The organism is Pseudomonas sp. VS40 (assembly GCF_018587885.1).
Lineage (GTDB): Bacteria > Pseudomonadota > Gammaproteobacteria > Pseudomonadales > Pseudomonadaceae > Aquipseudomonas > Aquipseudomonas pergaminensis.
Genome location: NZ_JAGYWD010000003.1, coordinates 605,458 through 625,019, shown reverse-complemented (window position 1 = coordinate 625,019; position 19,562 = coordinate 605,458). Strand labels below are relative to the sequence as shown.

Here is a 19,562-nt window from a genome sequence, read left to right as displayed (position 1 = left end):
CAATGTGGGAGCTGGCTTGCCTGCGATAGCGGTGGTGAATTCACTACCGCTATCGCAGGCAAGCCCGCTCCCACAGTTGATCCCATTCCAACATTGGAACAGTGGTGTCAGTGAAGACACCACCTAGCTCACGTATCAGCTATAGACACGGCCAAGGAGCTGCCGATGGCTTTCAAACTGATCGAGCACGTCCCGGGTGATCTGTTCCTGGGCGAAGCCCATCAGGTCGTATTCCTGAGGCCCGTTGTGCAGGTAAACCTCGGCACGGTAATAACGGGTGCGCTCTTCCTCGGGCAGGTCACTCGGTGCCGACGAGTAAGCATCCAGGCTCACTTCGTAGACAAACGGGTTGCCCTCTTCCATCTCGATGCGCACACCGATGCAACGCTTGGATTTACCCAGCAGGGTCTGCACTTCCAACCCCTGTTCACGCAACGCAGTCGCCGCTTCTTCCAGCGCTGGCGTGACATGCTTGTCCATAAAGCGCTGCACAGTGCCCTGGCTCGGTTGCAGGTCCAGTGCGGTCAGGCGCTCGCTGAAGCCACGACGACCACGCTCGGCCAATTGCGCCTGCTCCTGTTCGATCGCCACATCCTGGCGCATGGCCTTGTGCAAGCCGAACATGAAGAAGATCAGCACCACCGAGAACGGCAGCCCGGCCAGCACCACCATGGTCTGCATGGCTTCGAAGTTACCGGCGAACAGCAAGCCGATGGTCACCAGGGTGATCACCGCCGACCAGAAGATCCGCAACCAGTGCGGCGCATCTTCGTCCACGTTGCCGCCTTTGCAGGACAGGTTGGCCATCATCACCGCGCCGGAATCCGCCGGGGTCAGGAACAGCACGAAGCCCACGAAAATCGACACACCGATGACGATTTTCGACGCCGGATAATGCTCAAGCAACTGGTAGATCGCCATAGACGGCTGTTCCAGCGCGGTCTTGCCCAACTCCACCGCACCGTGGTTCAGCACCAGGTCCAGGGCCGAGTTACCGAAGATCGACAGCCACGCCAGGGTAAAGCCCAGCGGGATCAGCAGCACGCCGGCCACCAGTTCACGCACCGTGCGACCACGGGAAATACGCGCGATGAACATGCCCACGAATGGCGCCCAGGAAATCCACCACGCCCAGTAGAACAGGGTCCACAGGCCCATCCAGCGCTCGGTCTTGTCGGCGTCACCTTCGTAAACATAGAGGTCGAAGGTTTTCAGGATGATGCCGTTGAGGTAGTCACCGGTGTTCTGCACCAGGCCGTTGAGCAAGTGCAAGGTCGGGCCGAACAGCAGCACGAAGATCAGCAGGCCGCTGAACAACACGATGTTGAGGTTGGACAGGCGGCGGATGCCGTTCTCCACGCCCGACACGGCGGCGATGGTCGCGACGGTGCTCATCACGATGATCACAATCAGCAGGTTGGTGTTGCTGTGCTGCATGCCGAACAGGTTTTCCAGCCCAGACGACACCTGCATCGAACCAATCCCCAGGTTCGTCACCAGGCCCAGCAGGGTCACGAACATGCCGAAACCGTCCACCGCGTGGCCGGCCGCACCTTTCACCCAGCGCTCGCCCACCAGCGGGTACAACGCCGAACGCAAGGCCAGCGGCTGGTTATGGCGATAAGCGAAGTACGCCACGGCCAGGCCGACCAGGGCGTAGATCGCCCAGCCATGCAAGCCCCAGTGCAGGAAGGTCAATTGCAGCGCCTGGCGTGCGGCGCCATTGCTGGCGGCTGCGCCTTCGGGCGGGTTGAAGTAGTGGTCCAGCGGCTCGGAAGCGCCGAAGTACAGCAGCGAAATGCCGATGCCCGACGAGAACAACATGCCGGCCCAGGCGCCGTAGCTGAAGTCCGGGGTGTCGTCCTTGCTGCCCAGTTTCAATTTGCCGTAGGAGGAAAACGCCAGGCCGACCACAAACACCAGGTAGGCGGCGATGACCACCATGTAGTACCAGCCGAAGCTTTTCGACAGCCACGCCTGGGCGACACCGAGCATGCGCCCGGCCTCCTGCGGGGCGATGATCAGGATGGCGGTCAACAATAGAATCAACGCGGTGGAGGTGTAGAACACCCAACCGTTGACCCGTACCTTTTCCGGCGGGGTCTTTATAAGAGAGGCAGAACTCATGGCGCAGATGCTCCGGGCAGTGCGAGAGAGAAACACAAGGCAACGGTTATCCCGGGACATCGATTTTTCGGCAGTCGACGGACGGGTGTTATAAAGACACCCCTTAAATCCCTGCACCCCATGGGCGCAGTGCCCAGGGACGTTTCAGGGGTTTAACCAGGTGCCAGATGTCGTGCCTACACGTAGGAAATACCTGTAGGACGCGACCATTTGTCGCAGATCTTATTCTTTGTTGATTGAACGTTCAATCAAAACAAAATAGACTGGCCCTCAAGCCGACGGACGTTGATCGCCCATCGGCAGGCCTAAGGAGAGGTGCTACATGCCCAAGGTCGGTATGCAACCCATACGCCGCCAGCAGTTGATCGAAGCCACGCTAACGGCCATCGATCAGGTCGGAATGGGAGATGCCAGCATTGCGCTGATCGCCCGTTTGGCCGGCGTCTCGAACGGCATCATCAGTCACTACTTTCAGGACAAGAACGGCCTGATCGCCGCAACGATGCGGTACCTGATGAACGTGCTGATCGAGAACGTCCACGAACGCAGGCTTGCGCTGAAGGATGACAGCCCACGGGCGCACCTTCAGGTGATCATCGAGGGCAACTTCGATGCCAGCCAGGTCAACGGCCCGGCAATGAAAACCTGGCTGGCCTTCTGGGCCACCAGCATGCACCACCCGTCATTGCACAGGTTGCAGCGGATCAACGATCAACGTCTGTATTCCAACCTGTGCTGCCAGTTCCGCCGAGTGCTGCCGCTGCCGCACGCACGCAAAGCAGCCCGAGGCCTGGCGGCCCTGATCGACGGTTTGTGGTTGCGCGGCGCCCTGTCGGGAGACGCTTTCGACACGGCGCAGGCGCAACGGATCGCTTACGAATACATGGATTTCCAATTGGCCAAGCAGGTGAGTTAGAGCACACATAACCGCTCAACCCCTGAACTGCTGTTGATCAGTGTTGCCAGACCCTTATGGCCCACTTTTCGGCGGTTAACGCCAACCACTTATGCACTTGCGAGGACTTTATGGCCCGTTTCGAACTGCAAAAACTCTACATTGACGGCGGCTACAGCGACGCTGGCAGCGATGCCACCTTCGAAGCCATCAACCCGGCTAACGGTGAAGTTCTCGCCCAAGTGCAACGCGCGACGAAAGAAGACGTTGAACGCGCCGTGGTCAGCGCCGAAAAGGGCCAGAAAATCTGGGCCGCGATGACCGCCATGGAGCGTTCTCGCATCCTGCGTCGTGCCGTCGACATCCTGCGCGAGCGCAACGACGAGCTGGCCGCCCTGGAAACCCTGGACACCGGCAAAGCCTTCTCCGAAACCAAATACGTCGACATCGTCACCGGCGCCGACGTGCTGGAATACTACGCCGGCCTGGTGCCCGCCATCGAAGGCGAGCAGATCCCGCTGCGTGACACCTCGTTCGTCTACACCCGCCGTGAGCCGCTGGGCGTGGTTGCCGGTATCGGCGCGTGGAACTACCCGATCCAGATCGCCCTGTGGAAATCCGCACCGGCCCTGGCTGCCGGTAACGCAATGATCTTCAAGCCAAGCGAAGTCACCTCGCTGACCACCCTGAAACTGGCTGAGATCTACACCGAAGCCGGCGTTCCGGCGGGCGTGTTCAACGTACTGACCGGCAGCGGCCGTGAAGTCGGCACCTGGCTGACCGAGCACCCGCGCATCGAGAAAGTCTCGTTCACCGGCGGCACCGACACCGGCAAGAAAGTCATGGCCAGCGCTTCCAGCTCTTCGCTGAAAGAAGTGACCATGGAACTGGGGGGCAAGTCGCCGCTGATCGTGTTCGAAGACGCCGACCTGGATCGTGCGGCCGACATCGCGATGATGGCCAACTTCTACAGCTCCGGCCAGGTCTGCACCAACGGCACTCGCGTGTTTGTGCCCAAGCACCTGCAAGCGGCGTTCGAAGCCAAGATCGTTGAGCGCGTGGCGCGCATTCGTGTGGGCAGCCCGCAAGACGACAACACCAACTTCGGCCCGCTGGTCAGCTTCGCCCACATGGAAAGCGTGCTGGGCTACATCGCCAAAGGCAAGGAAGAAGGCGCACGCGTACTGTGCGGCGGCGACCGCCTGACCGACGGCGAATTCGCCAAAGGCGCTTTCGTGGCCCCGACCGTGTTCACCGACTGCACCGACGAGATGACCATCGTCCGTGAAGAAATCTTCGGCCCAGTGATGAGCATCCTCACCTACGAAACCGAAGAAGAAGTGATCCGTCGCGCCAACGACACTGACTTCGGCCTGGCCGCTGGCCTGGTGACCAAGGACCTGAACCGCGCCCACCGCGTGATTCATCAGCTGGAAGCGGGTATCTGCTGGATCAACGCCTGGGGCGAATCCGACGCGAAGATGCCGGTCGGTGGCTACAAGCAATCCGGTGTTGGCCGTGAGAACGGCATCAGCTCGCTGAACAACTTCACCCGCATCAAATCGGTACAGGTTGAGCTGGGCGACTACGCCTCGGTGTTCTAAGAACCCGAGCCTTGTAGTGCCTTTGAGGCCGCCATCGGGGGCAAGCCCCCTCCCACCTTTGACTGTGTAAACCCGATCAAATGTGGGAGGGGGGCTTGCCCCCGATGAGGCCCGACCTGACCACACATCAAAGAGGGTGCATCCAATGTCCCAAGAATACGATTACATCATTGTGGGTGCCGGCTCCGCCGGTAACACCCTGGCGACCCGTCTGACCGAAGACGAAGGCGTCACCGTCCTGCTGCTGGAAGCCGGCGGCCCGGACTACCGTCTCGACTTCCGTACCCAGATGCCCGCCGCCCTGGCCTTCCCGCTGCAGGGTCGCCGCTACAACTGGGCCTATGAAACCGATCCAGAGCCCCACATGGACGGCCGCCGGATGGAATGCGGTCGCGGCAAGGGCCTGGGTGGTTCCTCGCTGATCAACGGCATGTGCTACATCCGTGGCAACGCCATGGATTACGACAACTGGGCGAAATTGCCAGGCCTGGAAAACTGGACCTACCTCGACTGCCTACCCTATTTCCGCAAGGCCGAAACCCGCGACATCGGCCCGAACGACTGGCACGGCGGCGATGGCCCGGTCAGCGTGACCACGCCGAAAGCCGGCAATAACCCACTGTTCCACGCCATGGTCGAAGCCGGCGTGCAGGCCGGTTACCCGCGTACCGAAGACTTGAACGGCTACCAGCAAGAAGGCTTCGGCCCGATGGACCGTACCGTCACGCCGAATGGCCGTCGCGCCAGCACCGCGCGCGGTTACCTGGATACCGCCAAGAAGCGCTCCACGCTGACCATCGTCACCCACGCCCTCACCGACAAGGTGTTGTTCGAAGGCAAGCGTGCCGTTGGTGTGCGTTACCTGATCGGCGCCGCTGAAGAGCGCGTTGAAGCCCGCGCGCGCAAGGAAGTGCTGGTGTGCAGCGGCGCAATCGCGTCGCCGCAACTGCTGCAACGCTCCGGTGTCGGCCCGGCCAAGCTGCTGGAAAGCCTCGACATCCCGGTGGTCCACGACCTGCCAGGCGTCGGCGAAAACCTGCAGGACCACCTTGAGCTGTACCTGCAATATGCGTGCACTCAGCCTGTGTCGCTGTACCCGTCGCTGCTCTGGTACAACCAGCCGGCGATCGGTGCCGAATGGCTATTCAACGGCACCGGCATCGGCGCCAGCAACCAGTTCGAAGCGGGCGGTTTTATCCGTACCCGTGAAGAATTCGAATGGCCGAACATCCAGTACCACTTCCTGCCGGTCGCGATTAACTACAACGGCAGCAATGGTGTGAAAGAGCACGGCTTCCAGGCGCACATGGGCTCCATGCGTTCGCCAAGCCGTGGCCGCGTGCAATTGAAGTCGAAGAACCCACGGGACTACCCGAGCATCCTCTTCAACTACATGGCCACCGAGCAGGACTGGCAGGAATTCCGCGACGGCATCCGCCTGACCCGTGAAATCATGCAGCAGCCGGCACTCGACCAGTACCGTGGTCGCGAAATCAGCCCAGGCATCGACGTGCAAACCGATGAGCAGCTTGACAAGTTCATCCGCGAGCACGCCGAAACCGCGTTCCACCCATCCTGCTCGTGCAAGATGGGCACCGACGAAATGGCTGTCGTCGATGGCGAAGGCCGCGTGCATGGCATGCAGGGTCTGCGTGTGGTCGATGCGTCGATCATGCCGATCATCACCACCGGTAACCTGAACGCGCCGACGATCATGATCGCCGAGAAAATCGCCGACAAGATCCGTGGCCGCCAGCCACTGCCGCGCAGCACCGCCGACTACTACGTGGCCGGCGATGCGCCGGTGCGTGGCAAGCCGATGCGTGAAATTGCGCAGTAACTGAAATACCGCGTTGCCTGTATCGCAGGCAAGCCAGCTCCCACAGTTGATCGAGTTCGGCTGAACAACGTGATCACCTGTGGGAGCCGGGCTTGCCCGCGATGAGGACCGACCGGCCAATGCAAAACCCCTCCTTGATCAGCTACTCTGTTTGCCTGCCCGCGACGAGCCGCCCACAAGGAAGGCCCCATGTTCGACCACCACGCCACACTCAAAAAACACTTCACAGCCCTGCGCACCCGCGCCGAATTCTTCTCGCTGCGCTACGTACGCGAGTCCGGCCACTACCTGGCCGTACGCAAAAACGTCGCTGAACCACCGCACCTGAACCACGACGAAGGCGCCATGCTCACCGTGCGTCTCAACGGTGTGGAAGCCTACGCGGCAACCAACGATATTTCCCTGCCTGGCCTGCAAGCCGCCCTTGAGCGTGCCGAACAGCAAGCCCGGTTGATCAAACCCCACGCCCTGCTCGACCTGCGTGATCAGCATGTCTCCAGTGATGTGGCGGACTACCTGTCCCCCGAACTCAATCAGCCTTTCCCGTCCCTGAGCGACTGCTACCAATTGCTGGGCGACGAATCCGCCGCTGTGCCCAAGGACGAGCGCCTGGTGAGCTGGGAAGTCAGCCTCGGCCTGACCCACGTCGAGCAGATCTACCTCAACAACGCCGGCGCCGAGCTGCGCCAGGCCCAGCGCTTTGTGTTCCCAGGCGTCAATGTCACGGCCTACGATGGCAACGACAGCCAGAGCCGCACCCTGGGCGGCAGCAACTTCGGCCAGCAAGGTGGCTTTGATGTGATCAGCCGCTTCGGCCTGGTCGGCGCAGCGCCACGCATTGCCGACGAAGCCCTGCAACTGCTGCTCGCGCCCAACACCCCCAACGGCCCGCGCGACCTGTTGCTGATGCCTGACCAGATGATCCTGCAGATCCACGAATCCATCGGCCACCCGCTGGAGCTGGACCGCATCCTGGGTGACGAGCGCAATTACGCCGGCACCAGTTTTGTGAAGGCCAGCGACTTCGGCCATCTGCACTATGGCTCCAAGTTGCTCAACGTGACGTTCGACCCGGACATCCCAGAGCAACTCGCCAGCTACAGCCATGACGACGACGGCACGCCCGCCAGCAAGCAGTTCCTGATCCGCGAAGGGTTGCTGCTCAAACCGCTGGGCGGTGCGCTGTCGCAATTCCGTTCGGGTATGAGCGGCGTGGCCAATAGCCGGGCCAGCAGTTGGAACCGTGCGCCCATCGACCGCATGGCCAACCTGAACATCGAAGCGGGCGACAAGAGCCTGGCACAACTGATCGGCGGTATTGAAAGCGGCATCCTGATGTCGACCAACCGCTCATGGTCCATCGACGATGCGCGCAACAAATTCCAGTTCGGCTGCGAATGGGGTCAATTGATCGAGAACGGCGAGCTCAAAGGTGTGGTGAAGAACCCTAACTACCGCGCCATTTCTGCCAACTTCTGGCGCAACCTCAGCGCGGTCGGTGACGCCAGCACCTTCAAGGTCCTGGGCACGCCGAACTGCGGCAAAGGCGAACCCAATCAGGTGATCCGCGTCGGCCATGCGTCGCCGGCCTGCGTATTCAGTGATGTCGACGTATTTGGGGGAGACGCCTGATGAACAACTTCAAGGCATTGGTGGAGTGGCTCAAACATGCCATCACCGACAATGAACAATTCCACCTCGGCTATGCGGATGAAGCGTCCGAATTCGTGCGCTTCAATCACACCAAGGTGCGCCAGGCGGGCCAAGTGCAACAGGCCAGCCTCAACCTGAAACTGATCAACGATGGCCGCCACGCCGACCTCGGCATCACCCTTGCCGGCGAGCCCGAGCTGGACCGCCAGCGTTTGGCCGATGGCCTGCAACAGTTGCGCGAAACCCTGCCGCTGCTGCCACAAGACCCGTACCTGCTGCTGAACCACAACGCCTGGCAAAGCAACAACGAACAAACCCGCCCGCTGCCGGAACTGGCCCAGGTACTGGAAGACATCAGCCGGGCCGCCCAAGGTGTGGACCTGGTCGGCTTTTATGCGGCCGGCCCCATCAGCCGGGGCTTTGCCAGTTCGTCGGGCGCCTTCGGCTGGCACCAGGCCAATAGCTTCAACTTCGACTTCAGTCTGTTCCACGCCAATGGTGAAGCGGTAAAGGCCAGCTACGCCGGGCACACTTGGGACAGCGCCGAGTTTGCCGCGCGCTTCCAGCAGGCCCGCGAGCAGCTTGAGTTCCTCGGCCGTCCACTGCACAAGCTGGCCCCCGGACACTATCGCGCCTACCTCGCCCCGGCGGCGATTGAAGAAATCATCAGCATCATCACCTGGGGCGGGTTTTCCGCCCAAGCCATCGCCAGCAAGGGCAGTTCGCTGCAAAAGCTGTATGCCGGTGAACAGTCCCTGAGCCCGCTGGTGACAGTAGCGGAACAGATCAGCGGCTCCCTGAGCCAGGCGTTTTCCACCGAAGGTTACCCGCGCGGCGACGTCACGCTGATCAAGGCGGGGCAAGCCGACGGCCAATTGATCAACTCGCGCAGCGCTGCTGAATATGGTTTGAGCACTAACGGCGCAAGCAGCGATGAATCGCCCAGCGCCTTGCAAATGGCGGCGGGCAGCCTGGCCCAGGCCGATATCCTCAAGCAGTTGGGCACCGGGTTGTACATCAGCAATCTGTGGTACCTGAACTATTCTGACCTGCCGGCGGCCCGCCTGACCGGCATGACGCGCTTTGCCACCTTCTGGGTGGAAGACGGCGAGATCAAGGCGCCGGTCAGCACCATGCGTTTTGATGACAGCGTCTACAACCTGCTCGGCGCGCAGTTGGAAGCCCTGACCGCTGATCGGGAACTGCTGCTGTCGGCCAGCACCTACAGTCAGCGCAACACCGCCTCAAATCTGCTGCCAGGGGCCTTGGTCAAACGCCTGACCTTAACCTTGTAAATACAAAACCCTTGTGGGAGCGGGCTTGCTCGCGAAGGCGGCGTATCAGTCAACTTATCCGGTGGCTGGCGCTCCGCCTTCGCGAGCAAGCCCGCTCCCACACTGTCTTGCGATTACTTCAGACACCTCGACTCAATCCTTCCTACCGTCAAATCCCATCTCACGCTTGCTCCAGCGTGCTCAGTTGTCGCGCTTAAAAAACCTCGTTATAAGGGTTAGTGGCATCCCGCCACCCCCACCCACGAGAGCACGACCTTGCCCGGGAAGGGCAAGCTGGAGCGTTGACATGAACCATGGAAGTTTTGTCATTGAAAAGCTGTTCAAGCACTACAACGTTCATGTTGAGCAACTGGGAAACGATTCGCAAAAAAAGACCGTCCTGATGGTCAACGGTGCGCTGTCCACCACACGCTCCTTCGCCCGCACCAGCAAATGCCTGGCCGAGCATTTCAATGTGTTGCTGTTCGACCTGCCGTTCTCCGGCTATTCCCGCGAACACAACACTGACCTCGACTTGGTGACCAAGGACGACGAGGTGCAAATGCTGCGCGCCCTGGTCGAGCGCTTCCAGGTCAACCACTTGGTGTCGGCCTCCTGGGGCGGCATCTCGACGCTGCTGACCCTGGCACACAACCCACCCTCCATCGAAAGCTCAGTGGTGATGGCCCTCGCGCCCAACCTCAACCAAGCCATGCTCGACTATGTGGAACGTGTACGCGTATTGATCGAAGCGGACGACAAGTCCGCCGTCGGCCACTTGCTCAATGAAACCGTGGGCAAGTATTTGTCGCCCCGGCTCAAGCGCAACAACCACCGGCACCTGTCGACCATGGCCACCACCGAATACCGCCAGGCGCGTTTTCATATCCACCAAGTGTTGGCCTTGGGCGATGGCAACTACCTGCCGGCACTGCGGCAGATTGAAACGCCGGTGCACTTCCTCAACGGCGCCCTGGACGAATACACCCCCGCCGCCGAGGCCCAGTTGTTCAAGCAATACGTGGGGCGCAGCAGTTTTGCCGTGGCCGAACATACTGGCCACTTGCTCGACCTTGAATCCAACGAAGCCGCCGTGGCGGTGCACCGTGAATTGCTGGATTTCCTGGTGGGAAAACGCGCGACGAATGGCGCATAATCGCCAACACATAGCCTGCTAACCAAAAAGGGTTTCCATGCCGAATCGCGTCCCGCTCGATGCCAAGACCGCCCGCTGGCTCCCCTGGGTGGTCGCGATTGCCTTCTTCATGCAGTCGCTGGACGGGACGATCCTCAATACGGCATTACCGGCCATGGCCCGGGACCTCGCGGAAAACCCGCTGCGCATGCAAGGGGTGGTGATCGCCTACATGCTCACCGTCGCCTTGCTGATCCCGGCCTCGGGCTGGATCGCCGACCGCTTCGGTACCAAGAAAATCTTCTTTGGCGCAATCATGCTGTTCAGCATTGGCTCGCTGCTGTGCGCCTTGTCCAGCAGCCTGACCATGCTGGTGGGTGCGCGAGTCATTCAGGGCCTGGGCGGCGCGCTGATGCTGCCGGTGGGACGACTGGTGGTGCTGCGCGCGTATCCGCGTTCCGAGCTGGTGCGCATCATGGGCTTCATCACCATCCCCGGCTTGCTAGGCCCGTTGCTCGGCCCGACCATGGGCGGCTGGATGGTGCAATACCTGACCTGGCACTGGATCTTCCTGATCAACCTACCGGTGGGCATGGTCGGTTGTTATGCCGTGTGGAAACTGATCCCCGACCTGCGCGGCAGCGAACGCACGCGCTTTGATGGCATCGGCTTCCTGCTGTTTGGCGCCGCGATGGTGTTGATCACCATCGCCATGGAAGGCCTGGGCGAGCTGCACTTGCCGCACCTGCGGGTGATGTTGCTGCTGTTCGGCGGCCTCGCGTGCCTGGCGGCGTACTGGCTGCGCGCCGGGCACATCGACAACCCGCTGTTCTCGCCGGTGCTGTTCAAAACGCGCACCTTTGCCGTGGGCATTCTCGGCAACCTGTTCGCGCGGCTGGGCAGCGGCGCCCTGCCGTTCCTGGTGCCACTGCTGTTGCAGGTAGCGCTGGGTTACTCGCCGTCCGAAGCGGGCATGAGCATGTTGCCCCTGGCAGCGGCGGCGATGTTTGCCAAATCCATCGCCCGCACGCTGATCGAACGCCTCGGCTACCGCGTCGTGCTCACCGGCAACACCCTGGCGCTGGGCATTATGCTCGCCAGCATGGGCCTGGTCAGCGAGCACACGCCCTACCCGCTGCTGTTGTGCATGCTGGCAGTACTGGGGGCGATCAACTCCCTGCAATTCACTGCAATGAACACCGTCACCCTGATCGACCTCGACGACGCCCAGGCCAGCAGCGGCAACAGTTTGCTGTCGGTGGTGGCGCAGTTGTCCCTCAGCCTGGGCGTGGCCTGTGCCGGTGCATTGCTCGGCGGTTTTACCGCCGAAACCGGCAATGACGGTGTGGAAAGCGTCCTCGGCGCGTTCCAACTGACCTTCCTCACGGTGGGTATCATGGCGATGCTGGCGGCGGCGATCTTCTTGCAATTGTCGCCAACCGACGGCAAACGGGTGGTCAGCCGCGAGCACGACATCGAGCATTAACAGGCTTCTCGTCTAGAACTTGCGGGGAAATTCCCACGAGACTGGTACACTGCGCGACATTTTGTTTTGCAGAGCCAGTCCCGTGACTACCATCGCCACCGCTTTTAATACTTTGCCCCTGTCCGCCGCCATGCTGGCTAACCTCGACTCGCTGGGTTATGTCGAGATGACGCAGATCCAGGCGCAAAGCTTGCCGGTGATCCTCAAAGGGCTGGACCTGATTGCCCAGGCCAAGACCGGCAGCGGCAAGACAGCTGCATTCGGCATCGGCCTGTTGAACCCGATCAACCCGCGCTACTTTGGCTGCCAGGCCCTGGTGATGTGCCCGACCCGTGAGCTGGCCGACCAGGTCGCCAAGGAAATCCGTCGCCTGGCCCGTGCCGAAGACAACATCAAGGTACTGACCCTGTGCGGTGGCGTGTCCCTCGGCCCGCAGATCGCCTCCCTGGAACACGGCGCCCACGTCATCGTCGGCACCCCGGGCCGTATCCAGCAGCACCTGCGCAAAGGTTCGCTGGTGCTGGATGGCCTCAACACGCTGATCCTCGACGAAGCCGACCGCATGCTCGACATGGGCTTCTACGACGCCATCGAAGACATCATCAGCAAGACCCCGCCACGCCGCCAGACCCTGCTGTTCTCGGCCACTTACCCGGTGAGCATCAAGCAGCTTGCTTCCAAATTCATGCGCGCGCCGCAGCAGGTGAAGGCCGAAGCCTTCCACTCCGATGACCAGATCGAGCAGCGTTTCTACGAGATCTCGCCGGAAGAGCGCATGGACGCGGTGACCAAGGTCCTGGCGCATTTCCGCCCGGCCTCCTGCGTGGCCTTCTGCTTTACCAAGCAGCAAGTGCAGGAAACCGTGGATCACCTGACGTCCAAAGGCATCTCCGCCGTCGGCCTGCATGGCGACCTGGAACAGCGCGACCGTGACCAGGTGCTGGCGATGTTCGCCAACCGCAGTACCTCAGTGCTGGTCGCTACCGACGTTGCCGCCCGTGGTTTGGACATTGATTCGCTGGACATGGTGATCAACGTCGAATTGGCCCGCGACTCGGAAATCCACATCCACCGCGTCGGTCGTACCGGTCGTGCCGGTGAGACCGGCATCGCTATCAGCCTGGTCGCCCCGTCCGAAGCGCACCGCGCCCAGGCCATCGAGCAACTGCAGAAGTCACCGCTGAACTGGGATCAACTGGACAACCTCAAGCCGCAAAGCGGTGGTCCGTTGCTGCCACAGATGAGCACCCTGTGCATTGCGGCCGGGCGTAAAGACAAGGTTCGTCCAGGCGACATCCTTGGGGCACTGACCGGTGAAGCGGGCATCCCGGGTGCCCAGGTCGGCAAGATCGCGATCTTTGATTTCCAGGCCTTCGTGGCCGTGGAGCGCGGGATCGCCAAGCAGGCATTGCAGCGCTTGAATGACGGCAAGATCAAGGGCCGCTCGTTGCGCGTGCGAATCCTGTAAAGCACTCAAGCTCTACAGAGATCAAAATGTGGGAGCGGGCTTGCTCGCGAAGGCGGTGGACCAGTCAAGTTATTCGGTGGCTGACACACCGCATTCGCGAGCAAGCCCGCTCCCACATTTGACTATATTCCAAATCAGATTTTGTATGAGGACACCGTTTTGCGCTCGACCGAAGTTGTGATCATTGGCGCCGGCGCCGCAGGCTTGATGTGTGCACTGACCGCCGCCGGGCGTGGGCGCAAGGTGATGTTGATCGACCATGCCAACAAGGCCGGCAAGAAGATCCTGATGTCCGGCGGTGGCCGCTGCAACTTCACCAATATGTACACCGAGCCGGCCAACTTCCTCTCGCACAACGAACACTTCTGCAAATCCGCCCTGGCGCGCTACACCCAGTGGGATTTCATCGGCCTGGTAGCCAAGCACGGGGTGCCCTACCACGAGAAAAAACTCGGCCAGTTGTTCTGCGATAATAAGTCCAGCGACATCCTCGGCATGCTGCTCGACGAGTGCATTCAGGTCGGTGTGAGCCTGCACCTGGATACGTCAGTCCAGGAGATTGCCAAGCTGGAAGCCGGGTATCAGCTGCAAACCACCTTGGGTGAACTGCGCTGCGAATCCCTGGTGATCGCCACGGGCGGCCTGTCGATTCCGACCCTGGGCGCCACCGGTTTTGGTTACCAGGTGGCCAAGCAGTTCGGCCATGAACTGCTGCCGACCCGCGCCGGGCTGGTGCCGTTCACCATCACCGACCAGCTCAAGGACCTGTGTGGCGAGCTGTCCGGTACGTCGGTGGATTGCCTGCTCAGCTGCAACGGCCAGAGCTTTCGCGAGAACATCCTGTTTACCCACCGCGGCCTGAGCGGGCCGGCGATTTTGCAGATTTCCTCGTACTGGGAACCGGGCGACACGGTGGAGATCAACCTGCTGCCCGACCACGACGCCCACAGCTGGCTGCAGCAGCAACAGGCCGAGCGCCCCAACAGCGAGCTGAAAACCCTGCTGGGCGAGATCTTCACCAAGAAGATGGCCAACCTGCTGGCAGACAGCTGGTTCGTGTCCAAGCCGATGAAGCAGTACACCCACGCTGAAATTGCCGACATCGCGCAGAAACTCGGCAGTTGGCAATTGGTGCCGGCGGGCACCGAGGGCTATCGCACCGCCGAGGTGACCTTGGGTGGGGTGGACACGCGGGAGGTGTCCTCCAAGACCATGGAATCGCTGAAAAGCCCGGGGTTGTATTTTATTGGGGAAGTACTGGATGTGACCGGTCACCTGGGTGGGTTCAACTTCCAGTGGGCGTGGGCGTCCGGCTATGCCGCCGCGCAATACGCCTGACAAAAGGCTGTACTCGGTCAAAATGTGGGAGCTGGCTTGCCTGCGATAGCGGCGGTGAATTCATCGCCGCCATCGCAGGCAAGCCAGCTCCCACTTTCGTTTTGGGGTGGCACTCAAAAATATGCAATGAGATGTGATTGTCACGCTTGCCGTGACGTCACTGATGGCTCAATTTAACGGCATCGTCCCGGAAGACTCCAGACTTCATGTCATCGACCTCGTTCAAGCAGTCCATGCGGCGCCTGTGGGCGCTGGATAAATTCAGCTACAGCATTCGGGTATTCATCGCCCTCACCGGCAGCATGGCGCTGTGCTGGTATCAGGATGAAATGACGCTGCTGATCCCGTTGTTCCTGGGGATTATCGCCAGCGCCCTGGCCGAGACCGATGACAGTTGGCAAGGCCGGCTCAACGCCCTGGCGGTGACACTGGTGTGTTTCAGCATCGCCGCGCTGTCGGTGGAGCTGCTGTTCCCTTACCCGTGGATCTTCGCGATCTCCCTGGCCCTGGCCACCTTCTGCCTGACCATGCTCGGCGCCTTGGGCGAGCGCTATGGCGCGATCGCATCGGCAACGCTGATCCTGTCGGTGTACACCATGATCGGCGTGGACCAGCGTGGCGGCGCCGTTTCCGACTTCTGGCACGAGCCGCTGCTGCTGGTGGCCGGTGCCGCCTGGTACGGCGCACTGTCGGTGCTGTGGCAGGCGCTGTTTTCCAACCAGCCGGTGCAACAGAGCCTGGCACGGTTGTTTCGCGAGCTGGGGCGTTACCTCAAGCTCAAGTCGTCGCTGTTCGAACCGATCCGCCAACTGGATGTGGAAGCGCGACGCCTGGAACTGGCCCAGCAGAACGGCCGCGTGGTGGCAGCGCTGAATGCGGCGAAGGAAATCATCCTGCACCGTGTAGGCAATGGTCGTCCCGGTTCGAAAGTCAGCCGCTACCTGAAGCTGTACTTCCTGGCCCAGGACATCCACGAACGCGCCAGCTCGTCCCACTACCCCTACAACGCCCTGGCCGAGGCCTTCTTCCACAGCGACGTGCTGTTCCGTTGCCAACGGCTGCTGCGCCAGCAGGGCAAGGCCTGCCAGACCCTGGCCGAATCGATCCAGATGCGCCAGCCATTCATCTATGACGACAGCTTCGCCGAAGCCCTGGGCGACCTGAACGCGTCCCTGGAACACCTGCGCATCCAGAGCAACCCGGCCTGGCGCGGCCTGCTGCGTTCGTTGCGCGCCCTGGCGGCCAACCTGTCCACGCTGGACCGCCTGCTCGGCGACGCCAGCAACCCCGACAGCCTGGCGGACGCCACTGACAGCAACCTGCTGGACCGCGCTCCGCGCAACCTCAAGGAAATGTGGACGCGCCTGCGCACGCAGATGACGCCGACGTCGCTATTGTTCCGCCATGCGCTGCGCCTGTCCCTGGCGTTGACCGTCGGCTACGGCATGCTGCATGCGATCCACGCGTCCCAGGGCTATTGGATCATCCTCACCACGCTGTTCGTGTGCCAACCGAACTACGGTGCCACCCGACGCAAGCTCGGCCAGCGGATCATCGGCACCGCCATCGGCCTCACCGTGGCCTGGGCGCTGTTCGACCTGTTCCCGAGCCCCTTGGTGCAGTCGATGTTCGCTATCGCCGCCGGCCTGGTGTTCTTTATCAACCGCACCACCCGCTATACCCTGGCCACCGCCGCCATCACCTTGATGGTGCTGTTCTGCTTCAACCAGGTCGGCGATGGCTACGGGCTGTTCCTGCCGCGCTTGTTCGATACCTTACTCGGCAGCTTGATTGCAGGCCTGGCGGTATTCCTGTTCCTGCCCGACTGGCAAGGCCGTCGCCTGAACAAAGTGCTGGCCAATACCCTGAGCTGCAACAGCATTTACCTGCGTCAGATCATGCAGCAATACGCCGCCGGTAAGAGCGACGATCTGGCCTACCGCCTGGCCCGACGCAACGCACACAACGCCGATGCGGCGCTGTCGACCACCCTGGCGAACATGCTGATGGAGCCGGGGCACTTCCGTAAGGAGGCGGATGTGGGCTTCCGCTTCCTGGTGCTGTCGCACACCTTGCTCAGCTATTTGTCAGGGCTGGGCGCGCACCGCGAAACCCAGTTGCCGGCCGAAGTGCGCGAACATCTGATCGACGGCGCTGGCAATACCCTAGCGGCGAGCATCGATGAAATCGCCACGGGGTTGGCCAACAAGCAGCCGGTTGCGATTCAGAGCGATGCCGAGGAAGCGCTGGCGGCGGACCTGGAGCAGATGCCGGACGAGATCGATGAGGGGCAACGGTTGGTGCAGACACAGTTGGCGTTGATTTGTCGGCAGTTGGGGCCGTTGCGTACGCTGGCGGCGCACTTGATCAAGGACACCAGCGCGGCTTAGGCCGTTATCGCCGGTAAGCGCACTACATCCCATGCTGCTTCATCAACCGCGCATAACTGCCATCCGCCTTCATCTTCGCAATCTCCCGGTCAAAGCTGGCAACAATCTGCGCGTGCTCGGGGTTCTTCAGACTTACCAGGATATGCAGGCTGTTTTCACTCAACGGCGTGGGTAAAAACTCCACCGAGTTGCGCACGCGTGCCGACTCGCGCGACAAGTAATAGCGCGCCACATACTCATCCTCCACCGTCAGCCGCACGCGCTGCGCCGCCAGCATGCGCACGGCCATGGCGAAGTTATGCACCGGCACCTTCTGCAACTGCGCATCCCCATCGAACGCCGCCGAATAGGCATACCCACGCACCACGGCGATGGGGTAGTCGTGCAGTTGCCCGAGGTTCTGGTACTCGATGGGATCGTCGCGACGCTTGAGAAAGCGCACGCGGTTGAGCAGGTATTCGCCAGAGAACTGCCCCAACTGGGTGCGGGCATCGTCGTACCAGGCGTTGACCAGCACGTCATAACGTCCGTCACCCACGCCCATCAGTGCCCGGGCCCAGGGCACCTGTTCGAAATCACTAGCGTAACCGGCGCGGGCCAGGGCTGTACTGACGATGTCGGTGGCCAGCCCGCCGTTGATCAGGGTCGCATCGGTAAAGGGTGGCCAGGCGTCCGCTACCAGGCGCAAACGCTGTGCGAATGCCGGCTGGGCCAGCAGCAACACTCCAATCAAAGCAACGGCACGAGTCAATCGCGGCATGCTCAAAGTCCTTGGCAGGCAGGCGGTAGCCTTGGCTCAGGCGGGGCCCGAGGTCCTAACAGTAGCTCAGATTACACAAAGAAACCGGCGCCGAACGCACTCAATGATGGCAATTTGATTTCACTCACAAAAATAGCTGATTTAGACAGCGCCGCCGGCTGCGCTTACTATCGTGAACAGACATTTATAAGAGAACACGCCATGACAGTTGAATGGGTCTGCAAACATCACAATGACCTCGGCAAGGAACAGCTTTACGCCATCCTGCGCTTGCGCAACGAGGTGTTTGTCGTTGAGCAGAAATGCGTTTACCAGGATCTCGACGGGCAGGACCTGGAAGGCGACACCCATCACCTGATGGCCTGGCAGGACGACCAGTTGGTCGCTTACCTGCGCCTGCTGGACCCAGAGTCCCAGGGCGGTGATGTGGTGATCGGCCGGGTAATTGTAGCGCCGGTCGCGCGCGGCACCGGGCTGGGGCATCGGATGATGGAAGAAACACTCAAGCAGATTGCCGAAATCTGGCCGCAGACGCCGATATTCCTGTCAGCCCAGGCGCATTTGCAGGGGTACTACGGGCGGTATGGTTTTGTAGTGGCGGGTGAGGAATACCTTGAGGATGATATTCCGCACATCGGCATGCGCCGCGACTGAGGGCCTCATCGCAGGCAAGCCCGCTCCCCCATTTGAACGCATCCACAGGTCCAAATGTGGGAGCGGGCTTGCCCGCGATAGCGCCGGGTCACCCACCACTGACCTTCAGGGATACCCCAACACCTGCTTCACCGAAACCAGATTCACCTCGATCCACCGCCGATCTATCGCCCCCCAACTGCGAATCCGATAACACCCGGCATGGTTGCGGGCGCCGTCTTCCTGCTCGAACTCGCAGACGATATCCAAGTCGGCCAAGGCCGCAATCGTATCCTGGGCCGTACGCCGGGGCATGCCCGTCACCTCAGTCAACGCCGGCACACTGCTGGCCTGGCCGCTGTCGATCAGGTAGGCCACATACAGGCGGCGATAAAAGCTGCTCTTGGTCTTGCTCACATCCATGGTCGGTCGCCTTGTGCGGTCAGGGTTTGCCCTGCAGGTCGCGGTACGTGAGGTAGACCCGCAGGTCGAATTCCACCTGATGGTAGCCCGGCATCATGTACTCACAGAGTTTGTAGAACGCCTTGTTGTGGTCCGACTCCTTGAAGTGCGCCAGTTCGTGTACCACGATCATGCGCAGGAACTCCGGCGCCGCCTCTTTGAACAGTGCGGCAATGCGGATCTCTTTCTTGGACTTCAGGTTGCCGCCCTGCACCCGCGAGATCGTGGTGTGCAGGCCGAGGGCGCGATGGGTCAGGTCCAGGCGGTTATCGAACAGCACCTTGTCGATCGCCGGCGCGTTGCGCAGGTGCTCCTGCTTCAAGGCCAGGGCGTAGGCATACAAGGCCTTGTCGCTTTGCACGGCGTGGCGTTCGGGGTATCGCTGTTCCAGGTAGGCACCCAACTGGTCCTTGGCGATCAGCTGGCGCACTTGCTCCTGAAGGGTGGCGGGATAGGCCTGGAGGTATTTCAGCGCGGTCATGGGGTCTGCAACAGGG

Annotated in this window: 15 protein-coding genes; 11 read left to right on the top strand and 4 right to left on the bottom strand. The window is 61.3% G+C overall.

The window, feature by feature from the left end; translation table 11 throughout:
- Positions 1 to 135: 135 nt before the first annotated feature.
- On the bottom strand, positions 136 to 2,070 hold the full coding sequence (locus KHP07_RS12030) for a BCCT family transporter (protein ID WP_223204552.1): 1,935 nt from the start codon (positions 2,068 to 2,070) through the stop codon (positions 136 to 138).
- 379 nt (positions 2,071 to 2,449) lie between these two features.
- Between KHP07_RS12030 and betI the strand changes: the two genes are divergently transcribed.
- The 10 genes from betI to yccS all read left to right on the top strand — a co-directional run bounded on the left by betI (position 2,450) and on the right by yccS (position 17,210).
- On the top strand, positions 2,450 to 3,043 hold the full coding sequence (gene betI / locus KHP07_RS12025; protein ID WP_028618243.1) for a transcriptional regulator BetI: 594 nt from the start codon (positions 2,450 to 2,452) through the stop codon (positions 3,041 to 3,043).
- Positions 3,044 to 3,153: 110 nt separating this feature from the next.
- A complete protein-coding gene (gene betB / locus KHP07_RS12020; protein ID WP_078050503.1) occupies positions 3,154 to 4,626 on the top strand; it encodes a betaine-aldehyde dehydrogenase in 1,473 nt (490 codons plus the stop codon).
- A gap of 145 nt (positions 4,627 to 4,771) precedes the next feature.
- On the top strand, positions 4,772 to 6,466 hold the full coding sequence (gene betA, locus KHP07_RS12015) for a choline dehydrogenase (protein ID WP_078050504.1): 1,695 nt from the start codon (positions 4,772 to 4,774) through the stop codon (positions 6,464 to 6,466).
- Between the two features lie 189 nt (positions 6,467 to 6,655).
- Complete coding sequence (locus tag KHP07_RS12010) at positions 6,656 to 8,098, top strand: TldD/PmbA family protein (protein WP_078050505.1); 1,443 nt, start codon at positions 6,656 to 6,658, stop codon at positions 8,096 to 8,098.
- Complete coding sequence (locus KHP07_RS12005) at positions 8,098 to 9,414, top strand: TldD/PmbA family protein (RefSeq protein ID WP_214497238.1); 1,317 nt, start codon at positions 8,098 to 8,100, stop codon at positions 9,412 to 9,414. Before KHP07_RS12010 ends, KHP07_RS12005 begins: the two co-directional genes overlap by 1 nt.
- A 286-nt stretch (positions 9,415 to 9,700) precedes the next feature.
- A complete protein-coding gene (locus KHP07_RS12000; protein WP_028618248.1) occupies positions 9,701 to 10,549 on the top strand; it encodes an alpha/beta fold hydrolase in 849 nt (282 codons plus the stop codon).
- 37 nt (positions 10,550 to 10,586) lie between these two features.
- A complete protein-coding gene (mdtD, locus tag KHP07_RS11995; RefSeq protein WP_078050508.1) occupies positions 10,587 to 12,014 on the top strand; it encodes a multidrug transporter subunit MdtD in 1,428 nt (475 codons plus the stop codon).
- Positions 12,015 to 12,144: 130 nt separating this feature from the next.
- Positions 12,145 to 13,482: an ATP-dependent RNA helicase DbpA gene (dbpA, locus tag KHP07_RS11990; RefSeq protein ID WP_231501119.1), complete on the top strand. Its 1,338-nt coding sequence runs from the start codon at positions 12,145 to 12,147 to the stop codon at positions 13,480 to 13,482.
- A gap of 159 nt (positions 13,483 to 13,641) precedes the next feature.
- On the top strand, positions 13,642 to 14,820 hold the full coding sequence (locus KHP07_RS11985) for a BaiN/RdsA family NAD(P)/FAD-dependent oxidoreductase (RefSeq protein ID WP_214497237.1): 1,179 nt from the start codon (positions 13,642 to 13,644) through the stop codon (positions 14,818 to 14,820).
- Between the two features lie 206 nt (positions 14,821 to 15,026).
- Positions 15,027 to 17,210 (top strand): YccS family putative transporter, encoded by a 2,184-nt coding sequence (yccS, locus tag KHP07_RS11980; protein ID WP_078050510.1) that lies wholly within the window; start codon positions 15,027 to 15,029, stop codon positions 17,208 to 17,210.
- 22 nt (positions 17,211 to 17,232) lie between these two features.
- Here yccS and KHP07_RS11975 read toward each other — a convergent pair whose 3' ends face one another.
- Positions 17,233 to 17,970: a substrate-binding periplasmic protein gene (locus tag KHP07_RS11975; protein WP_214497236.1), complete on the bottom strand. Its 738-nt coding sequence runs from the start codon at positions 17,968 to 17,970 to the stop codon at positions 17,233 to 17,235.
- A 201-nt stretch (positions 17,971 to 18,171) separates the two neighbouring features.
- On the opposite strand from KHP07_RS11975, the gene KHP07_RS11970 reads away from it, so the two are divergent.
- Positions 18,172 to 18,624, top strand: coding sequence for a GNAT family N-acetyltransferase (locus KHP07_RS11970; protein ID WP_099493089.1), 453 nt, complete (start codon positions 18,172 to 18,174; stop codon positions 18,622 to 18,624).
- Between the two features lie 105 nt (positions 18,625 to 18,729).
- On the opposite strand, the gene KHP07_RS11965 is transcribed toward KHP07_RS11970, so the two are convergent.
- Positions 18,730 to 19,026: a winged helix-turn-helix domain-containing protein gene (locus KHP07_RS11965; protein WP_078050513.1), complete on the bottom strand. Its 297-nt coding sequence runs from the start codon at positions 19,024 to 19,026 to the stop codon at positions 18,730 to 18,732.
- 19 nt (positions 19,027 to 19,045) lie between these two features.
- Entirely contained in the window at positions 19,046 to 19,546 is a 501-nt protein-coding gene (locus tag KHP07_RS11960) for a M48 metallopeptidase family protein (RefSeq protein ID WP_078050514.1), read from the bottom strand.
- Positions 19,547 to 19,562: the final 16 nt, after the last annotated feature.

Coding starts and splice junctions, on each gene's coding strand:
- betI (WP_028618243.1), top strand. CDS start 2,450: ATGCCCAAGGTCGGTATGCAACCCATACGCCGCCAGCAGTTGATCGAA.
- betB (WP_078050503.1), top strand. CDS start 3,154: ATGGCCCGTTTCGAACTGCAAAAACTCTACATTGACGGCGGCTACAGC.
- betA (WP_078050504.1), top strand. CDS start 4,772: ATGTCCCAAGAATACGATTACATCATTGTGGGTGCCGGCTCCGCCGGT.
- KHP07_RS12010 (WP_078050505.1), top strand. CDS start 6,656: ATGTTCGACCACCACGCCACACTCAAAAAACACTTCACAGCCCTGCGC.
- KHP07_RS12005 (WP_214497238.1), top strand. CDS start 8,098: ATGAACAACTTCAAGGCATTGGTGGAGTGGCTCAAACATGCCATCACC.
- KHP07_RS12000 (WP_028618248.1), top strand. CDS start 9,701: ATGAACCATGGAAGTTTTGTCATTGAAAAGCTGTTCAAGCACTACAAC.
- mdtD (WP_078050508.1), top strand. CDS start 10,587: ATGCCGAATCGCGTCCCGCTCGATGCCAAGACCGCCCGCTGGCTCCCC.
- dbpA (WP_231501119.1), top strand. CDS start 12,145: ATGCTGGCTAACCTCGACTCGCTGGGTTATGTCGAGATGACGCAGATC.
- yccS (WP_078050510.1), top strand. CDS start 15,027: ATGTCATCGACCTCGTTCAAGCAGTCCATGCGGCGCCTGTGGGCGCTG.
- KHP07_RS11975 (WP_214497236.1), bottom strand. CDS start 17,970: ATGCCGCGATTGACTCGTGCCGTTGCTTTGATTGGAGTGTTGCTGCTG.
- KHP07_RS11970 (WP_099493089.1), top strand. CDS start 18,172: ATGACAGTTGAATGGGTCTGCAAACATCACAATGACCTCGGCAAGGAA.
- KHP07_RS11965 (WP_078050513.1), bottom strand. CDS start 19,026: ATGGATGTGAGCAAGACCAAGAGCAGCTTTTATCGCCGCCTGTATGTG.
- KHP07_RS11960 (WP_078050514.1), bottom strand. CDS start 19,546: ATGACCGCGCTGAAATACCTCCAGGCCTATCCCGCCACCCTTCAGGAG.